We start from the raw sequence: 26,153 nt of genomic DNA, 5'->3' as shown, positions 1-26,153 counted from the left end.
CGCGGGCTGGCAGTCAGTTCAGATAGTCGGCCAAGCCGCGATAGCAGGTCGCCAAGTGATAAGGCGTGGTCGACGGCATGTCCTTGCGGCTGACCTCGCCCTGTTCGTCACGGCACTCGTGCCAGCCGCCGGCATGCAGGAAGCGTTGCTGCAACGCCTGCAATTGACGCAATACCACGGCCTCGCTGCCCGGACGCAAGGTCAGGGCGCGCAGGTATTCCGCTTGCGCCCAGATGCGCTGGGTCGAATCCAGCGGCCGGCCATCCATCTCCAGATCCAGCGATGCCCGCACCGCGCCGGAGGCGCTCACCACGCCGTATTGCTCGGTAAAGGCAAAGGCCCGATCCAGTGCCGCGTGCAGTCTGGAGCCACGCAGTAGCGGCGAGGACTCGAGCAGGAAGTACCACTCGAACTGATGCCCCGGCTCATACCAGTTATCCACAGCCCCCAGCGGTTTCTCCATCAGCACGCCGTGTTGCGGATCGACGAAGCGTTTGTGCATGGCTGTGCATAACTCGATCAGCGCTTGCTGTACCGCTGCGTCTTCACGCACGGCCAGGGTGGCGAGGAACGCTTCGGCCAGGTGCATCAACGGGTTTTGCAGCGGGCCGGTTTCCAGGGTCAGCCAGTCGCGCTCGAGGCAGGCCTCGTAGAGACCATCACCGGTGGCGAAGCGTCGGGAAATGACCTCCAGCGCGGCGTCGAGGGTCGATTCCACCAGCGGCTCGCGGGACTTTTCCCAGTAATGGGCGCAGGCAAACAGGATGAACGCGTGGGTGTAGAGATCCTTGCGCGAGTCCAGCGGTTTGCCCTGTGGATCGATGCTGTAGAACCAGCCGCCATGCTCGGCATCGTGAAAGTGCCGTTGCAGGGAACGGAACAGCGCGGCCGCACGGGTTGCGGCGCCGTCCACCACGCCGATCAGGCTGGAAAACAGATACAGCTGCCGTGCGCAGGCCATCGCCCGATAGCGTTGCGGCGGCAGTGGCTGATGGCTGGCGTCCAGCGCTTCGTAGGGCAGCGCCATCTCGGCATTCCAGCCCGGGCCTTGCCAGAGCGGTACGATCACGTTCAGAAAGTGCTGTTGCACAGCGCCGAACAGGGCGGTCAATTCAGGCAGGGAAGCGGAGCGGGAAGCGTGGGGCATGGGCGGACGTCGTCACGGCTGGGGCGATTGCGCGACATGGTAGCAGAGAGGACGGATGAGAGAGGCGGTGTCTGTCAGACCGCCTTCGCGGGCACGCCTGCTCCCACACGGACGACACAGTCCAATGTGGGAGCGGGCTGGCCCGCGAAGGGGCCGTGGCCGTCGCTAAAGCATCAACCCGCCAAAAACCAGACTCCGGTCGCAGCGGACGCCGCGCCCGCCAGTCGCACCAGCGGTGCCGCCGCCTGTGGCAATACCCGCACCACGCCGTAACCCGCCGCATGTAGCACCGCCGTCGCCAGCACGAAGCCTGCCGCGTACGCCCAGGGGCTCGACATGTCCGGCAGTTCCAGACCATGGGCCACGCCATGGAACAACGCAAACAGCGCCGTCGCCGCCACTGCCATCACCAGCGGTGGACGCACCGCCAGCGCCACCGCCAGACCCAGCGCCAGGACCGACGCGGCAATCCCGCTTTCCAGCGCCGGCAGCTCCAGCCCTTCAAAACCCAACAGGCCGCCGATCAGCATGGTGCCGATGAACGTGCAGGGCAGCGCCCAGCGCGCCGCGCCTTGCTGTTGCGCGGCCCACAGACCCACCGCAACCATCGCCAGCAAATGGTCGAGGCCGCCGATCGGATGACTGATGCCGGCGATCAGGCCGCTGTCGCCGTGTCCCGGATGGGCGAAGGCCAGGGCCGGGGTCAGCAGCAGGGCTGCGGCGGCGAAAATGCGTTTGAGTGTCATGGCGAAGCTTCCTTGTTGATAAGTGATTTAGGCAGCGCTCAGCAGGCCCTGGCGTTCGATGAAGGCGATGATGTCTTCCAGGCCCTGGCCGGTTTTCTGGTTGCTGAACACGAACGGCTTGCCGTTGCGCATGCGCTGGGTGTCGCTGTTCATCATCTCCAGCGAGGCGCCGACCAGTGGCGCCAGGTCGATCTTGTTGATCACCAGCAGGTCGGATTTGCAGATCCCCGGCCCGCCCTTGCGCGGCAACTTGTCGCCGGCGGACACGTCGATCACGTAGATGGTCAGGTCGGACAGTTCCGGGCTGAAGGTCGCCGACAGGTTGTCACCGCCGGACTCCACCAGAATCAGGTCCAGCCCCGGAAAGCGCCGGTTCAGTTGATCCACCGCTTCGAGGTTGATCGAGGCGTCCTCGCGAATCGCCGTGTGCGGGCAGCCGCCGGTTTCCACGCCGATGATGCGTTCCGGCGCCAGGGCTTCGTTGCGTACCAGAAAATCGGCGTCTTCGCGGGTGTAGATGTCGTTGGTGACGACCGCCAGGTTGTAGCGCTCGCGCAGAGCCAGGCACAGGGCCAGGGTCAATGCGGTTTTGCCGGAGCCGACCGGGCCGCCGATACCGACGCGCAGAGGTTGGGTGTTCATGTGCTTCTCTCCTAGGAACGGAACAGGCGGCTGTACTGGCGCTCATGGGCCATGCACGCCAGAGACAGGCCGAAAGCGGCGCTGCCGATGTGTTCGGGGTTGATGCGGGACGCGTCCTGCTGGGCCTGTTGCAGCAGCGGCAGCAGTTCGCTGGTCAGGCGCTGGGCGGCCTGCTGGCCCAGCGGCAGGGTTTTCATCAGCACGGCGAGCTGATTTTCCAGCCAGCTCCACAGCCACGCGGCGAGGGCGTCCTGCGGGCTGATGTGCCAGGCGCGGGCGGCCAGCGCCCAGCCGAGGGCCAGGTGCGGCTCGTCGATGTGTTCGAGAAAGGTACGGGCGGGCGCGTCGAGTTCCGGCAGGCCGTTGAGCAGTTGTTGCAGCGAGTAGCCCATTTGCCGGCTCTCCAGATGCAACTCACGGGTTTCACGGCTGGCGCGGTGGGCTGCGCAGCGTTGCCGCAGTTCGCTCCAGTTTTCCTCGGCCGCCGCCTGGCAATGGGCGAGCAACAGCGGCGCTTCGAAGCGCGCGAGGTTCAACAGCAATTGATCGCTGATCCAGCGACGGGCGCTGTCCGGGTTGTGGACCTGGCCGTTATCCACCGCCATTTCCAGACCCTGGGAATAGCTGTAGCCGCCGATCGGCAGTTGCGGACTGGCCAGGCGCAACAGCGCCCAGGCCGGATTCACAGGCGGACGCCGAACTGATGGAGTTTCGGCGCGTAGTTGAAATCCTCGTCGCCATGCCGCGAATGGTGATGGCCGCCGCCGTAGGCACCGTGTTCCGGCTGGAACGGCGCTTCGAGGGCTTCGACCTGTGCGCCGAGCTGCTCGAGCATCGCCTTGAGCACGTAGTCATCGAGCAAACGCAGCCAGCCGTCGCCGACTTGCAGGGCGACGTGGCGGTTGCCCAGGTGATAGGCGGCGCGGGTCAGTTCGAAGGCGTTGGCGCAGGTGACGTGCAGCAGTTGTTCGGGACGGGCGCAGACCCGGACGATCCGGCCGTCTTCGGCCTGGAGACATTCGCCGTCGTGGAGCGGCGGCTGGCCGCGCTCCAGAAACAACCCGACGTCTTCGCCTTCGGCACTGAAACAGCGCAGGCGGCTTTTGCTGCGTGCTTCGAAGGTCAGGTGCAACTCGGCGGCCCAGAGGGGCTGAGGCTCGATTCTGCGATGAATCACCAACATCGGAATGCTTCCAGCAAATGGTCGATGCTCAGGCTAGAGCAAGGGGCTTGCCAATCGGCCAAGGCGTAGGAAAACCCTGTCGGAGCGTAGCGGATGTTTCAAGATGTTGCGGAGTTTTGCGGTGTTTTGGTGCATGAAGATTTTTACACGCACCAAATCAAGGCTGAGGGTGGTGATCCATTGGGGGAGGGGAATTACTCGGTACTGCCCAGCCCCTGCCAGTGCTTGAGGCCGATGAAGATGAAGCGCAATTGCTGCGTGATCTTCGCCTGGGGCGTCAGGTGATCGGGCAAGGCTTCGGCGGGCGGGTCGATGATGTCCGGCAGGGTGGCGAACACCGATTTGACGATCAGGTCGGCGATCACGCCCAGGCCTTCGCGACTCAGGTGCTGGAGTTTGGGCATCAAGGCCAGGTCCGCCGCCAGGTCGGCGCTGATGTTCTCCCGCAGGCGGCCGATCGCCTGACGCACCGGCAGCGAGCCGCCGTACTGCTCGCGGGCGAGAAACAGGAATTGCGACCGGTTGGCACTGACCACGTCGAGAAAGATCCGCACCGAGGCATCGATGATGCCGCCCATGACGAATTCGTTGTGGCGCACCAGGCGAATGGTTTCGCGGAAGGTCTGGCCGACTTCGCTGACCAGCACCAGGCCCAGTTCGTCCATGTCGGCGAAATGACGGTAGAAACCGGTGGGCACGATGCCGGCGGTCTTGGTCACTTCGCGCAGGCTCAGGCTGCCGAATCCTCGGCCGCTCTCCATCAGATGGCGGGCAGCGTCCATCAGGGCGTTACGGGTCTGTTGTTTCTGTTCGGCGCGGGGCAGCATCGCAAGGCGTGTTCTGGACAAGACAAGCGCCGCACTCTAGCAAATCGGCTTTACCGGCGTCGAACGGCAGCGGGGGGCATTCACGGAGGGAGTGGCAACTTCTATCTGCAAGCGTCGAAAAGTCAAAAGCCCAATCCGTGGATTGGGCTTTTTTTCGAGGCCTTCATGGGCTTAGCTCAAAGCGCTGTTGCGTTCGATCACGCGGTCACCACCACCTTCGGCGAGGGTCTGGCCTTGTGGAGTGCGGTCGGAACCGTCAGCAGCAAGGGTCTGGCCTTGTGGGGTGCGGTCGGAACCGTCAGCAGCAAGGGTCTGGCCTTGTGGAGTACGGTCGGAACCGTCAGCGGCAAGAGTCTGGCCCTGTGGCGTGCGATCGGAACCATCAGCGGCAAGGGTCTGACCTTGTGGGGTGCGATCGGAACCGTCTTGAACCAGGCCTTTCTCTTCCAGGCGATCACGGCCGCCTTCTGCTACGAATTGACCTTGTGGGGTTTTGTCGTAGCCATCTTGTACCAGGCCTTTTTCTTCGAGGCGGTTACGGCCGTTTTCAGCCAGGGTCTGGCCCTGTGGAGTGCGGTCGGAGCCATCGGCGGCAACGGTCTGGCTGAACACCGAGTGGCTGGTTTTGACTTGAGGGGTGGCCTGATCGGCAGCGGGCAGGGCAAAAGCGGTGCTGGCTAACATCGACAGGGCAAAGCTGAACAGGACTTGGCGTTTCATGATGGGTTGCTCCTTGGGAGGGCGATAAAGTGGGTACGAGGGCAATGCTACTCTCGATAAGTCGATATAAAAGTTCATAAACACAATGGTAATAATCAACAGAATTGATTGTTCTGCGGAGAGGCTCTAGAACGGGCCTTTCAGGCGAGCGGTTTTGCACCGGGGTGGGTATTTTCCACCCACTTGTGCCGCACAAAAGTGCGGGGCCGGTAACGCTGCTTCGACCAATCAGTCAGAATCGCAGCGGTTTTTTCCGTCCCGACCGGTCTTTCGATTAAACCTGCGAGCCGTTTGTCAGTCGTAGACTTCATGAGGGCCACAAGCGGCCCGCCGTTTCAGCTGCGTTGCGATGTCGGCACGCAGTCGTCTTCAGGAGCTTTGTGCAATGACGCGCACGCGTAAAATTCTTGGCTGGACCTTCGCCACCCTGGTGCTGCTTCTCGCGGTGCTGGTGTTGATCATCGTGTTCTTCGACTGGAACCGGATCAAACCGCCGCTCAATGCCAAAGTCTCGGAAGAACTGCACCGGGCGTTTGCCATCAACGGCAACCTGGCGGTGATCTGGCAGCGCGAGCCGGACGAGGGTGGCTGGCGCGCCTGGGTGCCGTGGCCGCATGTGGTCGCGGAGGATCTGAGCCTGGGCAACCCGGACTGGTCGAAGCAACCGCAGATGGTCACCCTCAAGCGCGTCGAGCTGCGCATTTCTCCGTTGGCGTTGCTGGCGCAGCGGGTGGTGATCCCGCGTATCGACCTGACCGAGCCCAATGCGCAACTGCAACGGCTGGCCGACGGTCGCGCCAACTGGACGTTCAAGTTCGATCCCAAGGACCCGAATGCCGAACCTTCGAACTGGGTGGTGGACATCGGCGCGGTCGGCTTCGACAAAGGCCATGTCACGCTGGACGACCAGACCCTGAAGACCAACCTGGATGTGCTGATCGATCCGCTGGGCAAGCCGATTCCGTTCAGCGAAATCGTTGGCGACAAAGCGGCGAAAACCGCGCAGGACAAGGGCGGTGCGCCGCAGGATTACGCCTTTGGCCTGAAAGTCGGCGGCCAGTACCACGGTCAGAAACTCGCCGGCCAGGGCAAGATCGGCGGGTTGCTGGCCTTGCAGGATGCGAGCAAGCCATTCCCGTTGCAGGCCCAGGCGAAGATCGGCGATACCAGCGTCGAACTCGCCGGCACCCTGACCGACCCGCGCAATCTCGGTGCCCTCGATCTGCGCCTGAAACTGGCCGGTGCCAGCCTCGGCAACCTGTATCCGCTGACCGGCGTGACCCTGCCGGATACGCCACCTTATTCCACCGACGGCCACCTGATCGCCAAGCTGCATGAGCCGGGCGGCGCGCAGTTCCGCTACGAACAGTTCAACGGCAAGATCGGCAACAGCGACATCCACGGCGACCTGGCCTTCGTCGCCAGTCAGCCACGGCCCAAGCTCAGTGGCGCGTTGCTGTCCAATCAACTGTTGTTCGCTGATCTCGCGCCGCTGATCGGTGCCGATTCCAATGAAAAGCAAAAGGCTCGTGGCGGCGACAGCAAGCAACCGACGGACAAGGTGCTGCCGGTCGAGGAGTTCAAGACCGACCGCTGGCGGACCATGGACGCCGACGTCGAATTCACCGGCAAACGTATCGTCCACAGCGAGAAGCTGCCGTTCACCGACCTCTATACCCACCTGAAACTCAACGACGGCGAACTCAGTCTCGAACCGCTGCGCTTCGGCGTGGCCGGTGGCAACCTCGATGCGCAGATTCGCCTCAATGGCCGCACCGAACCGCTGGAAGGCCGGGCGAAACTGACGGCGCGCAAGTTCAAACTCAAGGAGCTGTTCCCGACCTTCGAGCCGATGAAAACCAGTTTCGGCGAACTCAATGGCGACGCCGATATCAGCGGTCGCGGCAACTCGGTGGCGAAGCTGTTGGGCGGCGCCAACGGCAAGTTGAAAGTGCTGATCAACGACGGCGCGATCAGTCGCGAGCTGATGGAACTGGCCGGGCTGAATGTCGGTAACTACGTGGTCGGCAAGATCTTTGGCGACAAGGAAGTGAAGATCAACTGCGCGGCGGCGGACTTCGATATCAAGACGGGCCTGGCGACCACCCGGTTGTTCGTGTTCGATACCGAGAACGCGATCATCTACATCGACGGCACGGCGAACATGGCGACGGAGCAACTGGACCTGACGATCACGCCGGAGTCGAAAGGCTGGCGTCTGATTTCCCTGCGTTCGCCGCTGTATGTGCGCGGCAAGTTCATCAAGCCGGATGCCGGGGTCAAGGCGGTGCCGCTGATGCTGCGCGGCGCGGGGATGGTGGCGCTGGGGGTGATTGCGGCACCGGCGGCGGGACTGCTGGCGCTGGTGGCGCCGAGTGGTGGCGAGCCCAATCAGTGTGCGCCGTTGCTGGAGCAGATGAAGGCGGGCAAGGCGCCGGTGACGGTGAAACCGACCAAATAGTCGGCGGTTGTGCCGGGCCCTTTCGCGAGCAAGCCCGCTTCCCAGGCTCTCGGTGAATAGCAGAGATCCTGGGGAAGCGGGCTTGCTCGTAAAGCGGATTTACAGGTCTTTCAGGATGTCGGCCATGTCATCGGCATGCTCTTCTTCCTGGGCCAGGATGTCTTCGAAGATGCGCCGGGTGGTCGGGTCTTTTTCGCCGATGTATTGAATGATTTCGCGATAGCTGTCGATGGCGATCCGCTCGGCCACCAGGTCTTCGTAGACCATTTCCTTCAAGGTGTTCCCGGCCACGTACTGGGCGTGGGACATCTTCGACAACTGGTCGGGGTTGAACTCCGGTTCGCCGCCCAGTTGCACGATGCGCTCGGCGAGGCGGTCGGCGTGATCGGCTTCCTGGGTGGCGTGTTCGAGAAACTCGTCGGCGGCCACGTTGGCTTTCAGCCCGTTGGCCATGAAGTAGTGGCGCTTGTAGCGCAGGACGCAGACCAGTTCGGTGGCCAGCGACTCGTTGAGCAAGCGCAGCACTTCTTCGCGGTCGGCGCTGTAGGTTTCGGTCACCGCGCCGTTTTCCACGTGCTGGCGGGCGCGCTCGCGCAGGGTTTGTACATCAGATAAATGCATGTCGCTCATTTCGATCTCCTGGAGGCTAATCCGAAGGGCGTCACGTTCTGTCGAGGTGATCGCCTCTTTCTGTGTGAGTCTTGAGCGCAGCAAAAAGTTTTATGGGATTTCTCGCGATCTGGGCGTGAGCCCGGACAACTGCGCTTCCTCGCGCAACCAGGCAAAAAACGCCCGCACCGGCGGATGCCGCTCCCTGCCCGGCACGCACAGCGCGCTGTACCCGGCGCCATCGACTTGCACCGGCGCCTTGTAAGGCTGCAGCAAACCATTGGCGACGCTCTCCGACACCAGAATGTTGCTCGCCAGCACCAGCCCCTGGCCGGCGATGGCCGCTTGCAGCGCGTAATGCTCCTCGTCGTACTCGCGAATCGCCGGGTGCTGGTTCAGCCAGTTTTCCCCGGACTTGCCGCACCACGCTTCCCAGCCATGGGCGTACAGCTTCGAGTTGTGCCAGCGCACGCTGATCAGTGTCGGCGTGCGCCGCGCGGCCAGCGCCACTTGCTCCGGCGAGCCATACACCCCGAACGATTCGTCGAACAGGCACAGGCCATACAGGTTCGGGTAGTCGTCGAGGCTGTAGCGCAGCACCAGATCGACGCTGGCGTCCTGGTGCAGATCGATTACCTCGCAATGGGTGTCCAGGCGCAGGTTGATGTTCGGATGCCGCGCATAAAACCGCCCGAGACGCGGCACCAGCCACAGCGCGGCGAACGCGGCGGTGGTCGACAGCGTCAGGCTGCTGCCGCTGCGTTGCGGGCGCAGGGTATCGACGCTTTGCGAAACTTCGAGCAAGGCGCCGTGCAGGCTGCGAAACAGCCGCTCGCCACCTTCGGTCAGGCGTACCTGGCGCGGCAGGCGTTCGAACAGCGCCACGCCGAGCCAGTCTTCCAGTGAGCGAATCTGGTGGGAAATCGCCGTCGGCGTCACCGCCAGTTCTTCGGCGGCGGCCTTGAAGCTGAGCAGCCGCGAGGCGGATTCAAAGGCGCGCAGGGCGGTCAACGGCAACGAAGCGAACATGGACACTCCATGGATGAAATCAATTCATCCAGACTGATTTTTGCTCATTTGAGACACGACGGCAGTCAGCGGCAAGCTGCAAAACACAAGCAGTTTGATTCTAGTCCGGAGGAAGTACAGATGAGCAAGATTCTTGTGATCCACGCCAGCCCACGGGGCGAGCGCTCCCATTCGCGGTGTCTGGCCGAGGGGTTTCTGAGTGCCTGGCAGGCGCGCCATCCGCAGGCACAGGTGACGCGCCGTGAAGTGGGGCGGGCGTTGATTCCGGCGGTCAACGAGGCGTTTGTCGCGGCAGCGTTCTATCCAGAACCCGAGGCGCGACCGCTGTCGATGCAGGCGGATCTGGCGCTCAGCGATCAACTGGTCAACGAGTTGTTCGAACACGACCTGCTGCTGATTTCCACGCCGATGTACAACTTCAATGTGCCCAGCGGTCTCAAGGCCTGGGTCGATCAGATCGTGCGTCTGGGCCTGACTTTCGACCACACCCTGGACAACGGCGTGGCCCAGTACACACCGCTGTTGCAGGGCAAGAAGGCGCTGATCGTCACCAGTCGCGGCGGTTTCGGTTTTGGTCCCGGCGGCGAACTGGAAGCCCTCAACCATGCCGATCCGTGGCTGCGCACGGCGCTGGGATTCATCGGCATCAACGATGTCACGGTGGTCGCGGCCGAAGGCGAAGAGTCCGCCGAACGCACCTTCGCGGTGTCGGTGGCCGAGGCTGAGCAGCGTTTGCTCGGTCTGGCCCGGGAGTTTTAGGTGGCCTGGCTGTTTCTCTTTATCGCCGCCGGGTTTGAAGTCACCTTCGCCATGGGCATGAAGTACGCCGAGGGCTTCACCCGGCTGTGGCCGTCGCTGATCACCGTGGTCGCGGCGGTGGGCGGGGTGTATTTCCTGACGCTGGCGATGCGCGAATTGCCGGTGAGCATCGCTTATCCGATCTGGACCGCGATCGGTTCGCTGGGCACGGTGTTCCTCGGATTCGCCTTGCTGGGCGAGAGCCTGACGCTGGTGAAACTGCTGTCGGTGGGGCTGATTGTGGCGGGGGTGGTGGGGCTGAAGTAGGCTGCTCATTGAGTTGTCATGTTCAGCGCGGATGCTGGGCGGGCGTGTTGCACGCCTTGCGTCCACTCACTGACCACAAGGAAGTCTGCCCATGTCGCAAGGTTCCGCTACGCGTTATCCACTGGTGCTGGTGCCGGGCATGCTCGGGTTTATCCGGCTGGTGCTGTACCCGTACTGGTACGGGATCATTGCCGCGTTGCGCCGGGGCGGGGCGACGGTGATAGCGGTGCAGGTGTCGCCGCTCAATTCCACCGAGGTGCGCGGCGAGCAGTTGCTGGCGCGGATCGACGAGATCCTGCGCGAGACCAGCGCCGGCAAGGTCAACCTGATCGGCCACAGCCAGGGTTCATTGACGGCCCGTTATGCCGCCGCCAGACGTCCGGATCTCGTGGCCTCGGTAACCTCGGTGGCCGGCCCCAATCACGGCTCGGAGCTGGCGGATTACCTGGCGCTCCATTACCCGGCGGACAGCGCCAGAGGGCGCATCCTCGAAGCGCTGCTGCGCTTTGTCGGCTGGTTGATGGCGCTGCTGGAAACCGGTTATCACGGGCCGAAACTGCCGGTGGACATCCACGCTTCGCATCACTCCCTGACGACGGCCGGCGTGGCGCTGTTCAACCAGCGTTATCCACAGGGCCTGCCTGAAACCTGGGGCGGGCAGGGGCCGGAAGAGGTCGGCGGGGTGCGCTATTACTCATGGTCGGGGACCTTGCAGCCGGGCAAGACCGATCGTGGCGGCAACCGCTTCGACGGCACCCACCGCAGTTGCCGGTTGTTCGCCGCAACCTTCGTCCGTGAGCGAGGGCAGTGCGACGGCATGGTCGGGCGCTACAGCTCGCACCTGGGCACGGTGATTGGCGATGACTACCCGATGGATCACTTCGACATCGTCAACCAGTCGCTGGGACTGGTGGGCGAGGGGGCGGATCCGGTGCGGCTGTTTGTCGAGCATGCGGCGCGGTTGAAGGTGGCCGGGCTGTGAGGCTTGAGACTGCGTCGCTTCATTGGCGAGTCAGCCCGCTCCCACAGGTTCACCATCGCCCTTTGCGGGAGTGGGCTTGCCCACGAAGAGGCCAGCTCAGGCAACGCTGACCTTGCGTCCCAACACGGTCGTCCAGCGTTCGGAAAGCACCACCCCACCCAGCGTCAGCACCCCGCCCACCAGGTGATACAGCGCCAACTGTTCATGCAACACCACCGCCGCGATCAGCGCGGTAATCAGCGGCAGCAGATTGAAAAACAGCGTCGTGCGGCTCGGTCCCAGCCGCGTCACGGCCTGCATCCAGGCCAGTGGCGCGAGCATCGAGGCCAGCAGGCAGGCATACAGCACCAGCGGAACGTTGTGCAGCGTCAGTCCGGTTTTCGGCGAGACGGCGAACAGCGGAAACAGCACCACCACCGCCACCAGCACCTGCAAATACAGCAACACCAGCGGCGGCAGGCGCAACTGCCACTTCTTCAACAGGGTGCTGTAGATCGCATAGGCCAGGGTGGCGACCAGCATCATCGCGTCCCCCAGGTTGACCCCGTGTTGCAGCAGCGCGCCGAGGCTGCCGGATGACACCACCACCAGCACGCCGGCAAACGACAGCACGGCGCCGAACAAGGCCCCGGCGGTCAGGCGCTGACCGAGGCTGATGATTGCCATGGCCAGCGACATCAGCGGCATCAGCGACAGAATGATGCCCATGTTGGTGGCGCTGGTCAGGGTCGCGGCGAAGTAGGCCAGGCTCTGATAGACCGCCATCCCCAATACGCCGAGTACGAAAATCCGCCCCAGGTTCGGGCGGATCTGCGGCCAGTGGGCGATGACTTTTTTCAGCATGAACGGCGTGAACAACAGCGCCGCCAGCAGCCAGCGGTAGAAGCCGATCTCGGCGGGAAAGATCGCGCCGACCGCGAGTTTGTTGATCACGGTGTTGCCGGCCCAGATGAAAATCGCCAGCAGGGGAAACGCGTATTGCATGGGGGAGAAACCAGTACGTTGATGAAGGGTAATTATCCCTTGTCCGGTTCCAGCTCTATACTGCGAACCAGACAACTCGCCCCTGATTCCGGACAGCATGAACAGCAAACATATCGATCTGCTGGATTTCAGCGAACTGCCGTCGGCGGTGTATTTCCGCTATGCCGACTTCAACACGCATGAATACGCGGCTCCGCACCGCCATCCCTGGGGCACCCTGGAATACGCGGCGCACGGCGTGTTGCACATGGACGTCGACGGCAGCCGCTTCATGTCGCCGCCGCAATACGCGGTGTGGGTGCCGCCGCAGGTCGAGCACAGTTTCTACAGTCATCAACCGGTCAACTACCGCTCCGTATGCCTGGCGCCGCTGGTGTGCGCCGAGCTGCCGGAGCAGGCGTGCACCCTGGCGATCAGCGACATCCTCAAGGCGATTCTCAAGGACTTCGCCGCCCGTGACGTGAAGATCCCCGAATTCGAGGCCGACCAGCGTCTGGCCCAGGTGCTGGTCGATCAATTGCGCCAGGCGCCGGTGCATGAATGCTACTTGCCTTACGCGAGCAGCCCCGGTCTGCTGGCGATTCTCGAAGCCTTGCAGGTTGATCCCGGCAACACCCTGCCGCTGGCGCACTGGGCGGCGCAGGTGCATGTCAGCGAGCGCACCCTGGCCCGGCAATTCGTGCGTGAGCTGGGGATGAGTTTCGGCGAATGGCGCCAGCGTCTGCGTTATCTGGCGGCGATCGAGGCGCTGGAGAGTGCACGCAGCGTCCAGGAAATCGCCTTCGATCTGGGTTACAGCAGCGGCTCGGCATTCATCGCGATGTTTGCCCGTCAGGCCGGCTGTACGCCGGAACAATACCGGCGTAGCCATTGGGAGGGTAGGAAGGTGTAACAAGCTTTGACTACACTGCAGCGCAGGCCGTATCCATCGATGCGGCAACAAGGAGAAAACTCCATGAAGATGTTGCGTGTCCCTTTGTTGATGATCGGTCTGCTGCTGTGTTCCCAGGGTTTCGCCGCCACGGCGCAACAGAACAAGATGACCACCTGCAACGCCGACGCCACGGCCAAGAGCCTCAAGGGCGACGAGCGCAAAGCCTTCATGAGTACGTGCCTCAAGGCGGCGCCTGCGGCGAACGACGGCAAGGCCCTGACCCCGCAGCAGGAAAAAATGAAGACCTGTAATGCCGACGCGAAAACCAAGGCGCTGACCGGCGATGCGCGCAAGACGTTCATGAGTACCTGTTTGAAGAAGTAAGCCGGGAATGGGTGGTGGCCGCTCCCCCACCCCAACCCTCTCTCTTCGGGAGAGAGTGAGGGCTGGGCCTCAAGTCGGGCTTCAAATCCGAAGCACCGCATATCCCTAGTGCTCACCCCGGATCGCTGGCAGACTGCCAATCCTTTTACGCCGTTCGTTTTGAGGCTGTATGCCAACGTTTTCTGAGCGTCATGTTGTGTTCTGGGTCAGTTGCATCATCATTTTCGGCGGGTTGTTGCTGGTGCTTCCCCTGCGTTTGCTGCCCAGTCTGCTGGCCGGGTTGCTGGTATTCGAGCTGGTCAACATGCTCACCCCGCAACTGCAACGCCTGATCGAAGGCCGGCGCGCGCGCTGGCTGGCGGTGGCGTTGCTCGGCACGCTGGTGGTGAGCGTGCTGGCGCTGATCTTTGCCGGAGCCATCAGTTTCCTGCTGCACGAGGCGGAAAACCCCGGGGCGTCCCTCGACAAGTTCATGGGCGTGGTCGACCGCGCGCGCGGTCAGTTGCCGCCGTTCATCGACGCCTATCTGCCGGCCAGCGCCGCCGAATTCCGGGTCGCCATCGGCGACTGGCTGAGCAAACACCTGGCCGACCTGCAACTGGTGGGCAAGGACGCGGCGCACATGTTCGTGACCCTGCTGATCGGCATGGTGCTCGGCGCGATCATCGCCTTGCAGCGGATTCCTGACGTGACCAAGCGCAAACCGCTGGCCGCCGCGCTGTTCGACCGTCTGCACCTGCTGGTGCAGGCGTTTCGCAACATCGTTTTCGCGCAGATCAAGATTTCCCTGCTCAACACCTTTTTCACCGGGATCTTCCTGGCGCTGATCCTGCCGATGTTCGGCATCAAGCTGCCGCTGACCAAGACCCTGATCGTCCTGACGTTCCTGCTCGGCCTGCTGCCGGTGATCGGCAACCTGATGTCCAACACCCTGATCACCATCGTCGGCCTGTCGCTGTCGATCTGGGTGGCGATTGCCGCGCTGGGTTACCTGATCTTTATCCACAAGCTCGAATACTTCCTCAACGCGCGCATCGTCGGCGGGCAGATCAGTGCCAAGTCGTGGGAGCTGCTGTTGGCGATGCTGGTGTTCGAGGCCGCGTTCGGCCTGCCGGGGGTAGTGGCGGGGCCGATTTATTACGCGTATCTGAAGAGTGAGCTGAAGCTGGGCGGGATGGTCTGATCCAATGGATCGGTGTTGCCTGAGCTGACACCTTCATGAGCAAGCCCGCTCCCACACGATCCGGTTTGATCCTGTGGGAGCGGGCTTGCTCGCGAAAGGGGCGCCGCTGATGCGCAATCAGGCTTCGGCGCCGTAGCGCTTCATCGCCTCGATCGCGAGGCCGCTGCCAATGCTGCCGAAGATGTTGCCTTCGACATGCCGCGCATTCGGCAGCATCGCCGAGACGCTGTTGCGCAGCGCCGGGATGCCGCTGGAGCCGCCGGTGAAGAACACCGTGTCGACCTGACCGACCGTTACATTGGCATCGCTCAGCAACTGGGTGACGCTGGCACGGACCCGCTCCAGTTGTGCGTCGATGGCCGATTCGAACAGATTCCGGGTCAGCTCCACATTCAGCCCGGCCTCGATCCGGTCCAGCGCTACGTGGCGGCTGTCGGTGTGGGTCAGCTGGATCTTGGTTTCTTCCACTTCCATCGCCAGCCAGTGGCCGGCGCGCTGTTCGATCAGCTTGAACAGACGGTCGATGCCGCCGGTGTCCTCGATGTCGTAGCGCATGCTGCCCAGGGCCAGGGTGGATTTCTGCGAATACACCGAGTTGATCGTGTGCCAGGTCGCCAGGTTCATGTGGTGGCTGGTCGGCATGAAGGCGCCGCTTTTCATCCGGCTGCCATAGCCGAACAGCGGCATCAGGCCTTGCAGGCTCAGTTGTTTGTCGAAGTCGGTTCCGCCGATGTGTACGCCGCCGGTGGCGAGGATGTCGTCGTGACGGTTATCCACACCGCGACGCTCGGGCGACAGGCGCACCAGGGAGAAGTCGGACGTACCCCCGCCGATGTCGACGATCAGGACCAGTTCTTCTTTCTCGATGGTCGACTCGTAGTCGAAGGCCGCGGCAATCGGCTCGTACTGGAACGACACGTCCTTGAAGCCGAGCTTTTTCGCCACGTCCACCAGGGTGTCTTCGGCTTCCTGGTCGGCCAGCGGATCGTCATCGACGAAGAACACCGGACGGCCCAGCACCACGTGTTCGAACTCACGACCGGCGGCGGCTTCGGCGCGGCTCTTGAGCTGGCCGATGAACAGCCCGAGCAAGTCCTTGAACGGCATCGCGGTGCCAAGAACGCTGGTGTCGTGCTTGATCAGCTTGGAGCCGAGCAGGCTCTTGAGCGAGCGCATCAGCCGGCCTTCGTAGCCTTCCAGGTATTCGTGCAGCGCCAGGCGACCGTAGACCGGGCGGCGCTCCTCGATATTGAAGAAGACCACCGACGGCAGGGTGATCTTGTCGTCTTCCAGCGCGATCATCGTTTCCACGCCGGGGCGCAGCCAGCCGACAGTGGAGTTGGACGTGCCGAAGTCGATACCGAGGGCACGGGCTGGAGAGGCGTCTTTCATGTCTTACAGGTTCCGGTCAAAAAAACGGCCGCGCAGTGTATGTCAGTGCGCGCCAGATTCGAAGGCCGGTCATCTGCTATTTCGCCACTAAACTGCCTTGAAACCCCGCGCATCGCCCCAAACTTGCTGGCATGGGTCGGCAGACATACCGGCGGTCGCAAGAACCGCCGTCCACTGCCGATAAACTTCTGCTGCGCCACCCGGTCACAACCTTGAGATCGGTCAACCCCGCCTGCGCGAATCGGCGCAGGCTGCCGGCGGCGCGAAATCGATAACGGATGGTGACTCCTTCGATGGACTTCAAAGACTATTACAAGATACTCGGCGTGGAGCCGACGGCTGACGACAAGGCAATCAAGGCGGCCTATCGCAAGCTCGCGCGCAAATACCACCCCGATGTCAGCAAGGAAAAGGACGCCGAGGCCAAGTTCAAGGACGCCTCGGAAGCCTATGAAGCGCTGAAAAGCGCCGACAAGCGCGCCGAATACGACGACCTGCGCCGCTACGGCCAGCACGGTCAGCCGTTCCAGGGGCCGCCGGGCTGGCAGAGCCGTGGCGGCTTTGGCGGTGACCAGGGCGGCGGTGACTTCTCGGACTTCTTCAGTTCGATCTTCGGCAATCGCGGCCCCGGTTTCGGTGGCGGCAATGGCCGGCAATCCCGCAGCGCCGGGCGCCGAGGACAAGACGTGGAAATGGAACTGCCGATCTTCCTCGAAGAGACCCTGGCGAACGAGTCGAAGAAGGTCACCTTCCAGGTGCCGCAACACAACGCCAACGGCCAGCACGTCAGCAACACCAGCAAGAGCCTGAACGTGAAGATCCCGGCGGGCGTGACCGACGGCGAGCGCATCCGCCTCAAGGGCCAGGGCGCACCGGGTGTCGGCGGCGGGGCCAATGGCGATCTGTACCTGACCATTCGTTTTGCGCCGCACCCGAAATTCGATGTCGAAGGCGAAAACCTGATCATCACCTTGCCGCTGGCACCGTGGGAACTGGCGCTGGGCGCCGAAGTGGCCGTGCCGACCCTGACCGGCAAGATCAACCTCAAGGTGCCGGCCGGCAGCCAGAACGGCCAGCGCATGCGCGCCAAGGGCCACGGTCTGAAGAACAAGGCCGGCGAGCGCGGTTATCTGTTCGTGCAGCTCAAGGCCGTGATGCCGAAAGCCGCGGGCGATGACGTCAAGGCGCTGTGGCAGGAACTGGCGAAGAAAGCCGCTTTCAACCCGCGAGAGAACTTCTGAACCCGACGACGGAGTAGCCCACTCATGAGCAGCCCCCTGATCGTTCAACTGGACATGGCAGAATTCTGTGAGGCGGCCGATTTGTCGGACGTCTACGTGATCGAAATCGTCGAGCACGGCATCCTCGAACCTCAGGGCGCGCAGCCCCGGGAATGGCGCTTCACCGACTACGAACTGGCCCTGGCCAAACGCGCCGCGAAGCTGCGGCGCGACCTGGAGCTGGAATGGGAAGGCGTCGCCCTGGCGCTGGACCTGCTGGAAGAGGTGCAGGAGTTGCGGGCCGAGAACCGGATGCTGCGCCAGCGATTGGGACGGCTGGTCGTCGAATAGTCAGTTTTTCTGAGGATTTGCGGTTGCCCGCTCCGGGCTCCTCGCAGTTTCGTGCCTAAATCTTTTTCGGCAGCACCACGGTAAACACCGTCCCCTCCGCTGCGCTCGAACTGACCTCGATCGTGCCGCCATGGGCGGTTACCACTTCCTTGACGATAAACAAGCCTAACCCGAGGCTGGTCGATGGCTGGCCAAGTTCTTCGTCGGCGCTGCGCACCAGCGGATCGAAGATGGTCCCGATGGCTTCTTCCGGAATCGGCGTGCCGTCGTTATGCACGGTGAGGCGGATCGTTTCACTGTCGCCGCGCAGATCGAGTTTCAGCTCACGCGGGTCTTCACCATGCTGCAAAGCGTTGCCGATCAGATTCTGCAATAACTGATCGAGGCGTCCGGCATCCCAGGTGCCCCGGGTGTCGCCACTGACGGTCAGGGTCGGATCGCATTGCGGATTGCCGGCGCAGGCTTCGGCCATGGCCGCGCGGGTGGCATCGGCCAGGTCCATCGGTTCGGGGCTGATCGGCAGGCTCTTGCCCAAGCGGCTGCGCACCAGTTCGAGCAAATCGCTGACCATCGCCGCCATGTGCCGCGAGCCCTGCTGGATATTGCGTGCACAGTTCAGCGCATCGTCGGTGAGGCTGGCCTTGCGCATCAGCAGTTCGATGGACATGGTCACCGCCTGCAACGGCGCGCGCAGGTCGTGGCCGAGGATCGCCAGGAAGATATCCCTGGAGTGATCGACCTGCTCGGCGTAGGCGGCGGTGGATTCGGCCAGGGCTTCGTCGATGGCTTCGTTGAAACGGATCATGTCCTGCAGATACGCCATGTCCGGTGCTTCCAGGCTGTTGACCCACAGGCGAATGACACAGGCGCGCAGATGGCGGAATTCGGAGGTCATCTGCACCAGATCGAAACCCACGGTATGCCGCAGTTCGCCGTGGCTGGCGCCGGCCCGGTCGAGGCTCGGGGTCTTCTCCGGGCCTTCGCCCTTGGCTTTGGCGAGTTGTTCGCTGGCGGTCTGCTCGCTGCTCATGTCCCGGGCGGCGGCGAGCAAAATGGCCCTGGCGTGATCGCGCAGCGCTGTGCGGTCGAGGTTTTCCGCCGCCGGGGTCAGGGTGCGGGCGAATTGCTCCCATTCTTCGACGATGCGATCCACGTGTTGCCTGATGAATTCGGGTAAACGCATGGCCACCGTTCCTGAATATTCGCCCTGGACGAATCGAATAGTAGTCCCTTTGGCGGATATAACTATGTACCGCCGACCGGTCGCCCGGACATGGTGTTCTGACGCTCCATTTCAAAGGAGCGACGCGATGTCCAACGACCCTGATTCCACCCCGACGGCGAGCGCGGAGCGCAAACCGGCGGCCACCCGCAGCATCCATGGCGACCTGCTGGAGAAGGCCATTCCCGGCTGGCTGACCGACGCCACCCCGGAGCGCCGCGCGGCACTCAAACGGGCCGCCGCGCCGTTACCGCCCTGGTATCTGCAAGCCTCGGCGAGCCGACGCCAGGCCTTCAACGAAGCCCTCACCGCCAGCTTCAGCGCCCAGACCCGGCTGGACAAGGCCATGAGCTGGCTGCAAGACATCGACACCTTCGCCGCGCCGCTGTTGAGCAAGGCTCTGAAGGAGCGTTTCAACGTCGAACTGGATATTCACAAGACCTTCCTGCAACTGCGCAAACCCCTGGAGCTGGGCATCCTCGGCATCGACATCAGCAGCTTCGAAGTCCTCAAGTTGCCGCTGTTGCAGGCCGCGCTGCACAACTTCGAGGAATCGGAGTGCGAGCGCGGCGCGTTTCACCAGTCCTCCGGGTTTCAGGTCCAAGGCGCCAGGGCGGGGCTGATGGAGGCGGTCAGCACCTCGTTGACCGTCGAGCAGTTCACCGGCCTGTGCCGCACGCTGGATATCGGCGCGAAGTATCAGGCCTACCTCAAGGAACACCTGCATCCCGAAGACAGCGTCAGCGAGGCGGTGCTGCGGGAAAAATTCTCCCGCGCACAGAAAACCGCCCTGCGTGCGGCGGCCGAACGGGCGCTGCTGCAAAAGGACATCGAACCAAAGGATTACGCCTCGATCCTGGAAATCATCGACGGCAATCTGCAGCCGTACCAGGGCAAGAAGCAGATCTGGTTTCGCGACCTGAACCTGATGAACCGGCGAATGACCGGCTGCATGTGGTTCACCATCAGCGAGAAGTACCGCTACACCGACGAGTGGCTGATCTACATCCCCCATGACCCGGATCATCCACTCAAACGCTATGACCCGACCCAGACCCGCGAGCTGTTCAAGCAGCGCTTCACCGCGGGTGCGCAGGGCGCGGGGCCGACGCCTTATCAGCGCTTCTTCAGCCAGTTCGTGGCCTACGCCGACCTTCCTTACTATTTCAGCCAGTTCACCCAGGACACCCCGGAGCAGAGCTTCGACGAAAAACTTGCGCCCTATGCCTCGTTGCTCAATGAGCTGCTCAAGGGTGCCAACCCGTTCGGGCTGCTGTTCGGGGTAGACGAATTGCCGCCGACGCCAGCCGTTCGCCAGGTGCCCAACGATGATCCCTATCTCCGGCCGGGAAGCCAGACCCGTCGGGGCGACGGGCCGGGGTTGTGGGCGGAAAACGTCGATCCGTTTCAGTACCTGTTCGATGAGCACCGCCGAAAACTGATCGACGACGCCCGCCATCACGCGGTGCCGACTGCGGATGTCGACGCGAGGGTGCGTTCGCAGAAATTCGCCACGTTGCTCAACGCCGGGATGCTGGTGCTGACGACCGCTTCGATGTTCGTGCCGGTGCTGGGCGAAGTGATGATGGGCGTGATGACTTATCCGATCCTGCAAGAGGCGTTTGCCGGGGTCATCGAGTGGAGCGAGGGCGATCGCAAGGCCGCGCGGGAGCATCTGCTGGATGTCGCGCAGAACCTGGCATTGATCGCGCTCACGGCCGGGGCGGGCAAGGCGCTGGCGAAGTGGGTAGCGGTCAGGCCCGAGCCGCTGATCGAGGACCTGCATCAAGTGACGCTGCCCGATGGCAAGACCCGCTTGTGGAAAGCCGACTTGCAAGGCTATGAGTCCGCCGTGGGCTTCACCGCCGACTTCACGCCCGATGCTCGCGGCCAGTACCTCCTTAATGGCAAGCATTACATCCGCATGGGCGGCAAGACCTACGAGCAGTTCTACGACACGACAGCCGGCAAATGGCGGATCAGGCACCCCAGCGACGCACAGGCCTGTCAACCGCTGCTGACCCACAACCACGCCGGTGCCTGGCGCCTGGCCCAGGAACGGCCACTGGCCTGGGACCGGCTGACCTTGCTGCGCCGCATCGGGCACAGCGTCGAGGCCTGGTCCGACGAGGAGCTGCTGCGGATCGGCGAGATCAGCGGATTGAGCGACAGCGCGTTGCGCAAGATGCACATGGATAACGCCCTGCCACCGCCGCAACTGGCGGAGGCCATGCGCCTGTTCGACGCCGACCGTGGGGTCGGGCAATTGATCGAGCAAGTGGCGAGCGGGCAATCCGCCGGCAGCCACTATCTGAGCATCCTGCCGTTGATGAGCAAGATGCCGCGCTGGCCCCAGGGCCGGGTGCTGGAAGTGTTCGAGCAGGCCGACCTGTCGGGCGCCTCGGTCAAGTACGGCAGCGAGCGCCTGGTGCCGACTGCGCCGATCAAACCGTCGATCCGTATCAGCCGTGCCGATGTTCGCAGCGGCGAATTACTGGCGCGGATTCTGGCGGCGCTCGATGAGTCGGAGATTGTCCGCCTGCTCGGTGGCGAGGGTGCGCGGGTCTACGACCTGCGGCCAGAAGAGTTCAGAAAGCAGATTGCCGATTACGTGCGGACTCGTCGTCCGGTGCTGTTCGAAAGCCTTTACCAGGGCACGGGGCCGCTGGATGCGCGGGTCGGCAAATTGCAGCGGGTCTGTCCGGGACTCAGCGAGCCGGCGGCGCAAGCCGTTCTGGCGCAGAGCGATGGCGCAACGCTCGCGCGGCTGGACAGCGGCCAGCGGGTGCCGTTGCCCCTGCAGGAAATGGCGCGCTGGTATGCCCGTGAAGGGCGCCTGACCCGCGCATTCGGCGGCCTTTATCGGCAAAGCATGGTGCTGCCCGACAGCGCCCGCCTGGCCCTGCACTCGCTGGAAAAACTGCCGGGCTGGCCGGACAACCTGCGTCTGGAAATCCGTGACGGCGGTATCGAAGGGCGACTGATCGACGGCATCGGCAGCGAGACGGCTGGTGAACGCAAATATCTGGTCAAGCGCGGGCCGTCTTATCAGGCGTTCAACGAACGTGGCGAAAGCCTGAACTCCACGTCCCGCTACGAGGACAATTTCTACGCCTCGATCATGCATGCCCTGCCGGACAACGCCCGCCGTTCCCTGGGCGTCGCTGAAGTCGGCAGAAGCGCCGACCTGCAGCGAGCAATCATCGATTACGCCACGGCTCATCGCGAAGCGTCCTTGCAAGTGCTGGACGAGGCTGCTGGCCGCAAGCGCTGGTTCAAGCCACCGCAGCGGATCTCCGCCACCCAGGTCGGTTACCCGGCCAGCGGCGAGTTTACCGGGATGGTCGCGGCACTGGTGCCACGGGTGCGTGACGTCTACCCGGGTCTGCTGGACGAACAGGCCTCGCAGTTTGTGCTCTCACACTTGCGCTCGGGCAAGACCGAGCAGCAGATCCTGCATCTGCTCAACAACCGGATGCGCGAGTGGGAGGCCATGGAAACCACGCTGAACCAATGGGTGGCAGAGGTCTCCGGGGCGCACGTATCGACCGTGGCCGGGCGCGAGTTCATTGCCCAGAGCTTCAAGACCAGCTGGCGCATGTCGCCGCTGGCCGACGAGTTTGTGCAGTTTCGCGGACTCAACGTTGTCTCGGGACAAGCCCTGCCGGCCTTGACCGCCGACTTCTCGCATGTGCGCGAGCTGATCCTGATGGGGCCGGGGGCAAGTCAATTGCTGCCGTGTTTCCCCAATGTCGAAGTGCTGAATTTTGCCGCACCCGAAATCGCGGCAAATGAACTGTTTGATGCCTTGGCACCGCTGAAAAATCTCAAGGAGCTGAATCTCGGCCTGCACTCCCTGCACGGCATATCGGAGCATTGGGGGCGGTTGCCGAATCTCCAGGCTCTGGAGTTGTTGGTGCAGCGCGGCGGCGTGGCGGCCGAGGCCTCTGAACGGCTCGATCTCAGTGCCCTGCGCCAGTTGCGTCACCTTGAGGTAAACGATGAGCAGATGCGTGAATGGCCCGACGGTTTACTGAGCCTGCCGCATCTGGAGCTGCTGGATCTGCGCCACACCGGAATCGCCCATCTGCCTGCCGACATTCATGTCGGCCACGAGCGACTGCTGAGCGGCCTGTCGCTGGACTGGTCGAGGTTCTCCCGTGAAGCCTTCCGTCCGGTGTACGAGCAATTCAGCCAGCAACCCCAGCGGGCCGGCGATCTGGACGGCATGCTCAAGAGCTACTGTCGCGGGCAATTCATGGGGTTTGGCGGGGATTTGCCCAGTTTCTATGAAGATCTGACCCAGCCATTCGTCGAGAGCTGGCCGGACAACCAGGCGCGTTACGCCGCCATCGAAAAACTCGCGGACCAGTACGCTCAGCTCAAGCAGATGGAGGCATGGGTCGCCGATCCGTTCGATCTTCAGGATGGCGGCTATGTGCGAGCGTCGATGGCCAATGTCCTGAAAACCAACTGGCGCGCCGGGCTGTTGCAACGCTACGGCTCAGCCATGAGTGGACGGCTCAACCTGTTTGCCGCCGGTCAGGCCGCGGTTCTCGAGCTGGGGGCTGTCGGGGTGGAAACGTTACCGCTGTTGCCGGCCGAGGGGTTCACCCATGTGACCTCGCTGCGGATCAAGGGCCTGCGAGCGCCAGTGGCGCCGCTGCGCGAATTCCTCAGGACGTTCAGCAACGTCAAGGCGCTGGAGTTGAAGGATTGCGGCCTGTCCGAACTGCCGTTGCAGGCAGGCGATATTGCCGGCCTCGAACATTTGAACCTGCAGGGCAACCCGCTCGCTACCGTGGACGTCAGCGCGCTGACGGGACTTCAGTCCCTCGACCTGACCCGCACACCGCTCTCGCAATGGCCGACCGGCGCGGAAAACCTGTCGCAACTGACGTCGCTGGACCTGCGCGGCAGCCGGATCAGTTCGATCCCGCCCACGGCGCTCGCGCGGGATGAGCTGGTGATCGCAGCCAATCTGACCGACGCCGTCCTGACTCCACAGGCCCGCACCGGGCTGGCAGCAGCCAGGTTGCGGATCGAACAGGCCAGGGGCATGGAAGAAGGCACGCTGCTGCGGTTTGCCCACCAGGCGGTGCCTTCTGAGTTCCCGCCCAGGGAAAACGCCATGACCCTCCTGCGCAGGCTGTTGCCGCTGCCGCCGACCATCGAGCCCGGTTCCGGCACCCCCTGGCTGGTCAGGCGCCTGCAAGGCCTGGACCCGGGAATTTCCAGCACATGGGGCGAAGAGATCCTTGAGCGGATGCGCGGCGGTGGCACGACCGATGTGCAGATCGCCGAGCGGCTGGACAATTGGCAGCGCGAACTCGAAGCCCTGACCCGCCGCTTGAACGACTGGCTGTACATCCGCGAAGTCAGCGGCGAGGGCTGGCTCGTGTCGTCCCACACCCGACGTCTGGCGGCGCAACGTATCGTGCGTTGCTGGCGCGATCGGTTGAGCGGCGTAGCGGGGCCTGTCGGCCACGAACTGGGCCTGGACGGTTTGCAACTCGGTGACCTGCCGCGCCTGCCGGTGAGCTTCAACGATGTGAATGAGCTGAACCTCACCGGCACACGAATCTCCGAGCAGGGCTCCAATGACTTCCTGCGCGCATTCCCCAACCTGCGCACGCTCAATCTCAGCGGTCAGGCCCTGGAAGCATTGCCCGGTGCGGTCACACAGATGAACGCTTTGCAGCGTCTGGAGCTTTCCAGTACAGGCATCCAGGATCCGGCGTCGCTGTACTTTTCCCTGGCAACCCATGAAAACCTGCGCTGGCTGGATCTGAGCCATAACCTGCTGGAAACCTTCAGCGTCGAGAACTTCGAGCACCTGCAAGGCCTGGATCTGCGCAACAACCGCCTGAGCGACTGGCCTGACGGCGTGCTGGAATCCACCTCGCTGACCACGCTGAACCTCAGCGGCAACGACATCGTGTCGATTCCCGATCAGGCACTGGACGGTACGCACGAAGCACTGATGGCCGGCACCGATCTGTCGGACAACCACAACCTGTCGCTGGAGTCGTTGCAGCGCTTGTTCGTCTACACGCAGGAGGAGGATCGCGGTCCGGTGCTGGGTATTCCCTTCGCCGACATCGAGCGGATGATGGACGACTACGTCAGCGAGTCCGGATCGATCTCTTATGACGGCAACGACACCGATACCCTGAATGTCAGCGAAGACGATTTTTCGGCCCCCCGCGAGGAGGACGAGTTCATCCCCGAACTGCTCGCTCAGGCATTGTCCCGGCAAATGGAACCCTGGTTGCGGGACGTTTTGCCCGAGGACATCGAGCATTACCGTGCGGTCTGGGAGCGTGTCGCGGCCGAGCCGGACAACGGCAACTTCTTCAATTTGCTGAGCGAGATGCGCGATACCCAGGAGTTCAAGCTGCATCGCTCGGATCTGACCCGGCGAATCTGGAGTGTCATGGAGGCGGCGGACAGCTTCGCCGATCTGCGCCAGAGCCTGTTCGACCTGGCGCGCACCCACACCACGTGTGTGGACGGTCGCACGCTGGCGCTCAGCGAGATCGAGGTCAAGGTCTACGTACACAACGCCTTGTTGCAGGTCGAGCCGGGCCTGGAGCAGAAGGGCCGTGCGCTGCTGGCGTTGTCGCGACGGTTGTTTCGTCTGGATGAAGTGGAAAGCCTGGCCCGTCAGGCGGCAACCCACGACCTCGATCCCGCCGAAGTACGCTTGCAGTACCGCATCGGCATGACCGATGGCTGGCCCGACGGGCTGACTTTACCGGGGCAACCGAGGGCCATGAAGTTCCGCCGTCCCCTGGATGGCAGTCATCTGATCGATGCCCGTCAGCAGGTGCTGAATGCCGAGCAGTCGGAGCGCTTCTTCGAGGTGTTGATCGGTCGCGGTTACTGGGTCGACTACCTCAAGGAGAAATACCCGCAGGCCTTCGCCGAACTCAAGCAGCGCGCCGATGCCAATCTGGAACGCCTCGAGGATGAACACGACGATCTGGCCAGCGACGCCTACAGCGAGCGTCTGCAGATGCTGGAGATCGAGCGCTCGACCGAGCTGAATCTGAAACTGCTCGAGCTGTCACGCCAGGAGGTGCAGGACAACGCCTGACCGGCGTTAACCAGGGAATACGGCAGAGGGGCC

The 26,153-nt window shown here is 63.1% G+C and carries 22 protein-coding genes; 10 read left to right on the top strand and 12 right to left on the bottom strand.

Going from position 1 to position 26,153, the window contains the following annotated elements:
- Positions 1-13 precede the first annotated feature (13 nt).
- From N8H74_RS07340 to N8H74_RS07310, 7 genes are all read right to left on the bottom strand, one after another.
- Complete coding sequence (locus tag N8H74_RS07340; RefSeq protein ID WP_217832706.1) at positions 14-1,147, bottom strand: AGE family epimerase/isomerase; 1,134 nt, start codon at positions 1,145-1,147, stop codon at positions 14-16.
- Between the two features lie 173 nt (positions 1,148-1,320).
- Complete coding sequence (locus N8H74_RS07335; RefSeq protein ID WP_262146788.1) at positions 1,321-1,893, bottom strand: HupE/UreJ family protein; 573 nt, start codon at positions 1,891-1,893, stop codon at positions 1,321-1,323.
- 27 nt (positions 1,894-1,920) lie between these two features.
- On the bottom strand, positions 1,921-2,535 hold the full coding sequence (gene ureG / locus N8H74_RS07330; protein ID WP_217832704.1) for an urease accessory protein UreG: 615 nt from the start codon (positions 2,533-2,535) through the stop codon (positions 1,921-1,923).
- An 11-nt stretch (positions 2,536-2,546) separates the two neighbouring features.
- Positions 2,547-3,221 (bottom strand): urease accessory protein UreF, encoded by a 675-nt coding sequence (locus tag N8H74_RS07325; protein ID WP_262146787.1) that lies wholly within the window; start codon positions 3,219-3,221, stop codon positions 2,547-2,549.
- The gene (gene ureE, locus N8H74_RS07320) at positions 3,218-3,718 is read right to left on the bottom strand and encodes an urease accessory protein UreE (RefSeq protein WP_262146786.1); all 501 of its coding nucleotides are present in this window, start codon (positions 3,716-3,718) and stop codon (positions 3,218-3,220) included. Before ureE ends, N8H74_RS07325 begins: the two co-directional genes overlap by 4 nt.
- A 194-nt stretch (positions 3,719-3,912) precedes the next feature.
- Positions 3,913-4,545, bottom strand: coding sequence for a TetR family transcriptional regulator (locus N8H74_RS07315; protein ID WP_217832760.1), 633 nt, complete (start codon positions 4,543-4,545; stop codon positions 3,913-3,915).
- 171 nt (positions 4,546-4,716) lie between these two features.
- Positions 4,717-5,265: a hypothetical protein gene (locus N8H74_RS07310; protein ID WP_262146785.1), complete on the bottom strand. Its 549-nt coding sequence runs from the start codon at positions 5,263-5,265 to the stop codon at positions 4,717-4,719.
- Positions 5,266-5,650: 385 nt separating this feature from the next.
- Between N8H74_RS07310 and N8H74_RS07305 the strand changes: the two genes are divergently transcribed.
- On the top strand, positions 5,651-7,726 hold the full coding sequence (locus N8H74_RS07305) for an AsmA family protein (RefSeq protein WP_262146784.1): 2,076 nt from the start codon (positions 5,651-5,653) through the stop codon (positions 7,724-7,726).
- Between the two features lie 99 nt (positions 7,727-7,825).
- Here the strand turns inward: N8H74_RS07305 and N8H74_RS07300 are convergent, their stop codons facing one another.
- Positions 7,826-8,356 (bottom strand): ferritin-like domain-containing protein, encoded by a 531-nt coding sequence (locus N8H74_RS07300; RefSeq protein WP_217832699.1) that lies wholly within the window; start codon positions 8,354-8,356, stop codon positions 7,826-7,828.
- A gap of 90 nt (positions 8,357-8,446) precedes the next feature.
- On the bottom strand, positions 8,447-9,364 hold the full coding sequence (locus N8H74_RS07295) for a LysR substrate-binding domain-containing protein (RefSeq protein WP_262146783.1): 918 nt from the start codon (positions 9,362-9,364) through the stop codon (positions 8,447-8,449).
- A 120-nt stretch (positions 9,365-9,484) separates the two neighbouring features.
- Here N8H74_RS07295 and N8H74_RS07290 point away from each other — a divergent pair, with 120 nt between their 5' ends.
- The 3 genes from N8H74_RS07290 to N8H74_RS07280 all read left to right on the top strand — a co-directional run bounded on the left by N8H74_RS07290 (position 9,485) and on the right by N8H74_RS07280 (position 11,411).
- The gene (locus N8H74_RS07290; protein ID WP_262146782.1) at positions 9,485-10,123 is read left to right on the top strand and encodes an NAD(P)H-dependent oxidoreductase; all 639 of its coding nucleotides are present in this window, start codon (positions 9,485-9,487) and stop codon (positions 10,121-10,123) included.
- Entirely contained in the window at positions 10,124-10,429 is a 306-nt protein-coding gene (locus tag N8H74_RS07285) for a multidrug efflux SMR transporter (protein ID WP_217832696.1), read from the top strand. It abuts the gene before it with no gap.
- Between the two features lie 91 nt (positions 10,430-10,520).
- Positions 10,521-11,411: a triacylglycerol lipase gene (locus N8H74_RS07280; protein ID WP_262146781.1), complete on the top strand. Its 891-nt coding sequence runs from the start codon at positions 10,521-10,523 to the stop codon at positions 11,409-11,411.
- A 96-nt stretch (positions 11,412-11,507) separates the two neighbouring features.
- Here the strand turns inward: N8H74_RS07280 and N8H74_RS07275 are convergent, their stop codons facing one another.
- Positions 11,508-12,395 carry a DMT family transporter gene (locus N8H74_RS07275; RefSeq protein WP_262146780.1) on the bottom strand — a complete coding sequence of 296 codons (888 nt, stop codon included), beginning with the start codon at positions 12,393-12,395 and terminating at the stop codon, positions 11,508-11,510.
- Between the two features lie 97 nt (positions 12,396-12,492).
- Here N8H74_RS07275 and N8H74_RS07270 point away from each other — a divergent pair, with 97 nt between their 5' ends.
- From N8H74_RS07270 to N8H74_RS07260, 3 genes are all read left to right on the top strand, one after another.
- Positions 12,493-13,287, top strand: coding sequence for a helix-turn-helix transcriptional regulator (locus N8H74_RS07270; RefSeq protein WP_262146779.1), 795 nt, complete (start codon positions 12,493-12,495; stop codon positions 13,285-13,287).
- A gap of 63 nt (positions 13,288-13,350) precedes the next feature.
- On the top strand, positions 13,351-13,653 hold the full coding sequence (locus tag N8H74_RS07265; RefSeq protein WP_262146778.1) for a PsiF family protein: 303 nt from the start codon (positions 13,351-13,353) through the stop codon (positions 13,651-13,653).
- 169 nt (positions 13,654-13,822) lie between these two features.
- Positions 13,823-14,836, top strand: coding sequence for a hypothetical protein (locus tag N8H74_RS07260; RefSeq protein ID WP_217832691.1), 1,014 nt, complete (start codon positions 13,823-13,825; stop codon positions 14,834-14,836).
- Between the two features lie 117 nt (positions 14,837-14,953).
- On the opposite strand, the gene N8H74_RS07255 is transcribed toward N8H74_RS07260, so the two are convergent.
- On the bottom strand, positions 14,954-16,228 hold the full coding sequence (locus N8H74_RS07255; RefSeq protein WP_262146777.1) for an Hsp70 family protein: 1,275 nt from the start codon (positions 16,226-16,228) through the stop codon (positions 14,954-14,956).
- A 293-nt stretch (positions 16,229-16,521) separates the two neighbouring features.
- Between N8H74_RS07255 and N8H74_RS07250 the strand changes: the two genes are divergently transcribed.
- Both N8H74_RS07250 and N8H74_RS07245 read left to right on the top strand, forming a co-directional pair.
- Positions 16,522-17,469, top strand: a complete 948-nt coding sequence (locus N8H74_RS07250; protein WP_217832689.1) for a DnaJ C-terminal domain-containing protein — start codon at positions 16,522-16,524, stop codon at positions 17,467-17,469.
- A gap of 24 nt (positions 17,470-17,493) precedes the next feature.
- The gene (locus N8H74_RS07245) at positions 17,494-17,799 is read left to right on the top strand and encodes a chaperone modulator CbpM (RefSeq protein ID WP_119429418.1); all 306 of its coding nucleotides are present in this window, start codon (positions 17,494-17,496) and stop codon (positions 17,797-17,799) included.
- 55 nt (positions 17,800-17,854) lie between these two features.
- On the opposite strand, the gene N8H74_RS07240 is transcribed toward N8H74_RS07245, so the two are convergent.
- Positions 17,855-18,982: a HAMP domain-containing sensor histidine kinase gene (locus N8H74_RS07240; protein WP_217832688.1), complete on the bottom strand. Its 1,128-nt coding sequence runs from the start codon at positions 18,980-18,982 to the stop codon at positions 17,855-17,857.
- A gap of 127 nt (positions 18,983-19,109) precedes the next feature.
- Here N8H74_RS07240 and N8H74_RS07235 point away from each other — a divergent pair, with 127 nt between their 5' ends.
- A complete protein-coding gene (locus N8H74_RS07235) occupies positions 19,110-26,120 on the top strand; it encodes an NEL-type E3 ubiquitin ligase domain-containing protein (RefSeq protein ID WP_262146776.1) in 7,011 nt (2,336 codons plus the stop codon).
- Positions 26,121-26,153: the final 33 nt, after the last annotated feature.

Origin of the sequence: Pseudomonas sp. B2M1-30 (assembly GCF_025447575.1) — a bacterium.
GTDB lineage: Bacteria > Pseudomonadota > Gammaproteobacteria > Pseudomonadales > Pseudomonadaceae > Aquipseudomonas > Aquipseudomonas botevensis.
Note: the sequence above shows the minus strand (reverse complement) of the source record. Positions and strands in the feature narration are given on the sequence as shown.

Excerpts from the sequence above, each read along its gene's own strand:
- N8H74_RS07305 (WP_262146784.1), top strand. The coding sequence starts at position 5,651 with ATGACGCGCACGCGTAAAATTCTTGGCTGGACCTTCGCCACCCTGGTG.
- N8H74_RS07235 (WP_262146776.1), top strand. The coding sequence starts at position 19,110 with ATGTCCAACGACCCTGATTCCACCCCGACGGCGAGCGCGGAGCGCAAA.
- ureE (WP_262146786.1), bottom strand. The coding sequence starts at position 3,718 with ATGTTGGTGATTCATCGCAGAATCGAGCCTCAGCCCCTCTGGGCCGCC.
- N8H74_RS07295 (WP_262146783.1), bottom strand. The coding sequence starts at position 9,364 with ATGTTCGCTTCGTTGCCGTTGACCGCCCTGCGCGCCTTTGAATCCGCC.
- N8H74_RS07300 (WP_217832699.1), bottom strand. The coding sequence starts at position 8,356 with ATGAGCGACATGCATTTATCTGATGTACAAACCCTGCGCGAGCGCGCC.
- N8H74_RS07310 (WP_262146785.1), bottom strand. The coding sequence starts at position 5,265 with ATGAAACGCCAAGTCCTGTTCAGCTTTGCCCTGTCGATGTTAGCCAGC.
- N8H74_RS07315 (WP_217832760.1), bottom strand. The coding sequence starts at position 4,545 with ATGCTGCCCCGCGCCGAACAGAAACAACAGACCCGTAACGCCCTGATG.
- N8H74_RS07245 (WP_119429418.1), top strand. The coding sequence starts at position 17,494 with ATGAGCAGCCCCCTGATCGTTCAACTGGACATGGCAGAATTCTGTGAG.
- N8H74_RS07335 (WP_262146788.1), bottom strand. The coding sequence starts at position 1,893 with ATGACACTCAAACGCATTTTCGCCGCCGCAGCCCTGCTGCTGACCCCG.
- N8H74_RS07340 (WP_217832706.1), bottom strand. The coding sequence starts at position 1,147 with ATGCCCCACGCTTCCCGCTCCGCTTCCCTGCCTGAATTGACCGCCCTG.
- N8H74_RS07280 (WP_262146781.1), top strand. The coding sequence starts at position 10,521 with ATGTCGCAAGGTTCCGCTACGCGTTATCCACTGGTGCTGGTGCCGGGC.
- N8H74_RS07265 (WP_262146778.1), top strand. The coding sequence starts at position 13,351 with ATGAAGATGTTGCGTGTCCCTTTGTTGATGATCGGTCTGCTGCTGTGT.
- N8H74_RS07290 (WP_262146782.1), top strand. The coding sequence starts at position 9,485 with ATGAGCAAGATTCTTGTGATCCACGCCAGCCCACGGGGCGAGCGCTCC.
- N8H74_RS07260 (WP_217832691.1), top strand. The coding sequence starts at position 13,823 with ATGCCAACGTTTTCTGAGCGTCATGTTGTGTTCTGGGTCAGTTGCATC.
- ureG (WP_217832704.1), bottom strand. The coding sequence starts at position 2,535 with ATGAACACCCAACCTCTGCGCGTCGGTATCGGCGGCCCGGTCGGCTCC.
- N8H74_RS07240 (WP_217832688.1), bottom strand. The coding sequence starts at position 18,982 with ATGCGTTTACCCGAATTCATCAGGCAACACGTGGATCGCATCGTCGAA.
- N8H74_RS07275 (WP_262146780.1), bottom strand. The coding sequence starts at position 12,395 with ATGCAATACGCGTTTCCCCTGCTGGCGATTTTCATCTGGGCCGGCAAC.
- N8H74_RS07250 (WP_217832689.1), top strand. The coding sequence starts at position 16,522 with ATGGACTTCAAAGACTATTACAAGATACTCGGCGTGGAGCCGACGGCT.
- N8H74_RS07270 (WP_262146779.1), top strand. The coding sequence starts at position 12,493 with ATGAACAGCAAACATATCGATCTGCTGGATTTCAGCGAACTGCCGTCG.
- N8H74_RS07255 (WP_262146777.1), bottom strand. The coding sequence starts at position 16,228 with ATGAAAGACGCCTCTCCAGCCCGTGCCCTCGGTATCGACTTCGGCACG.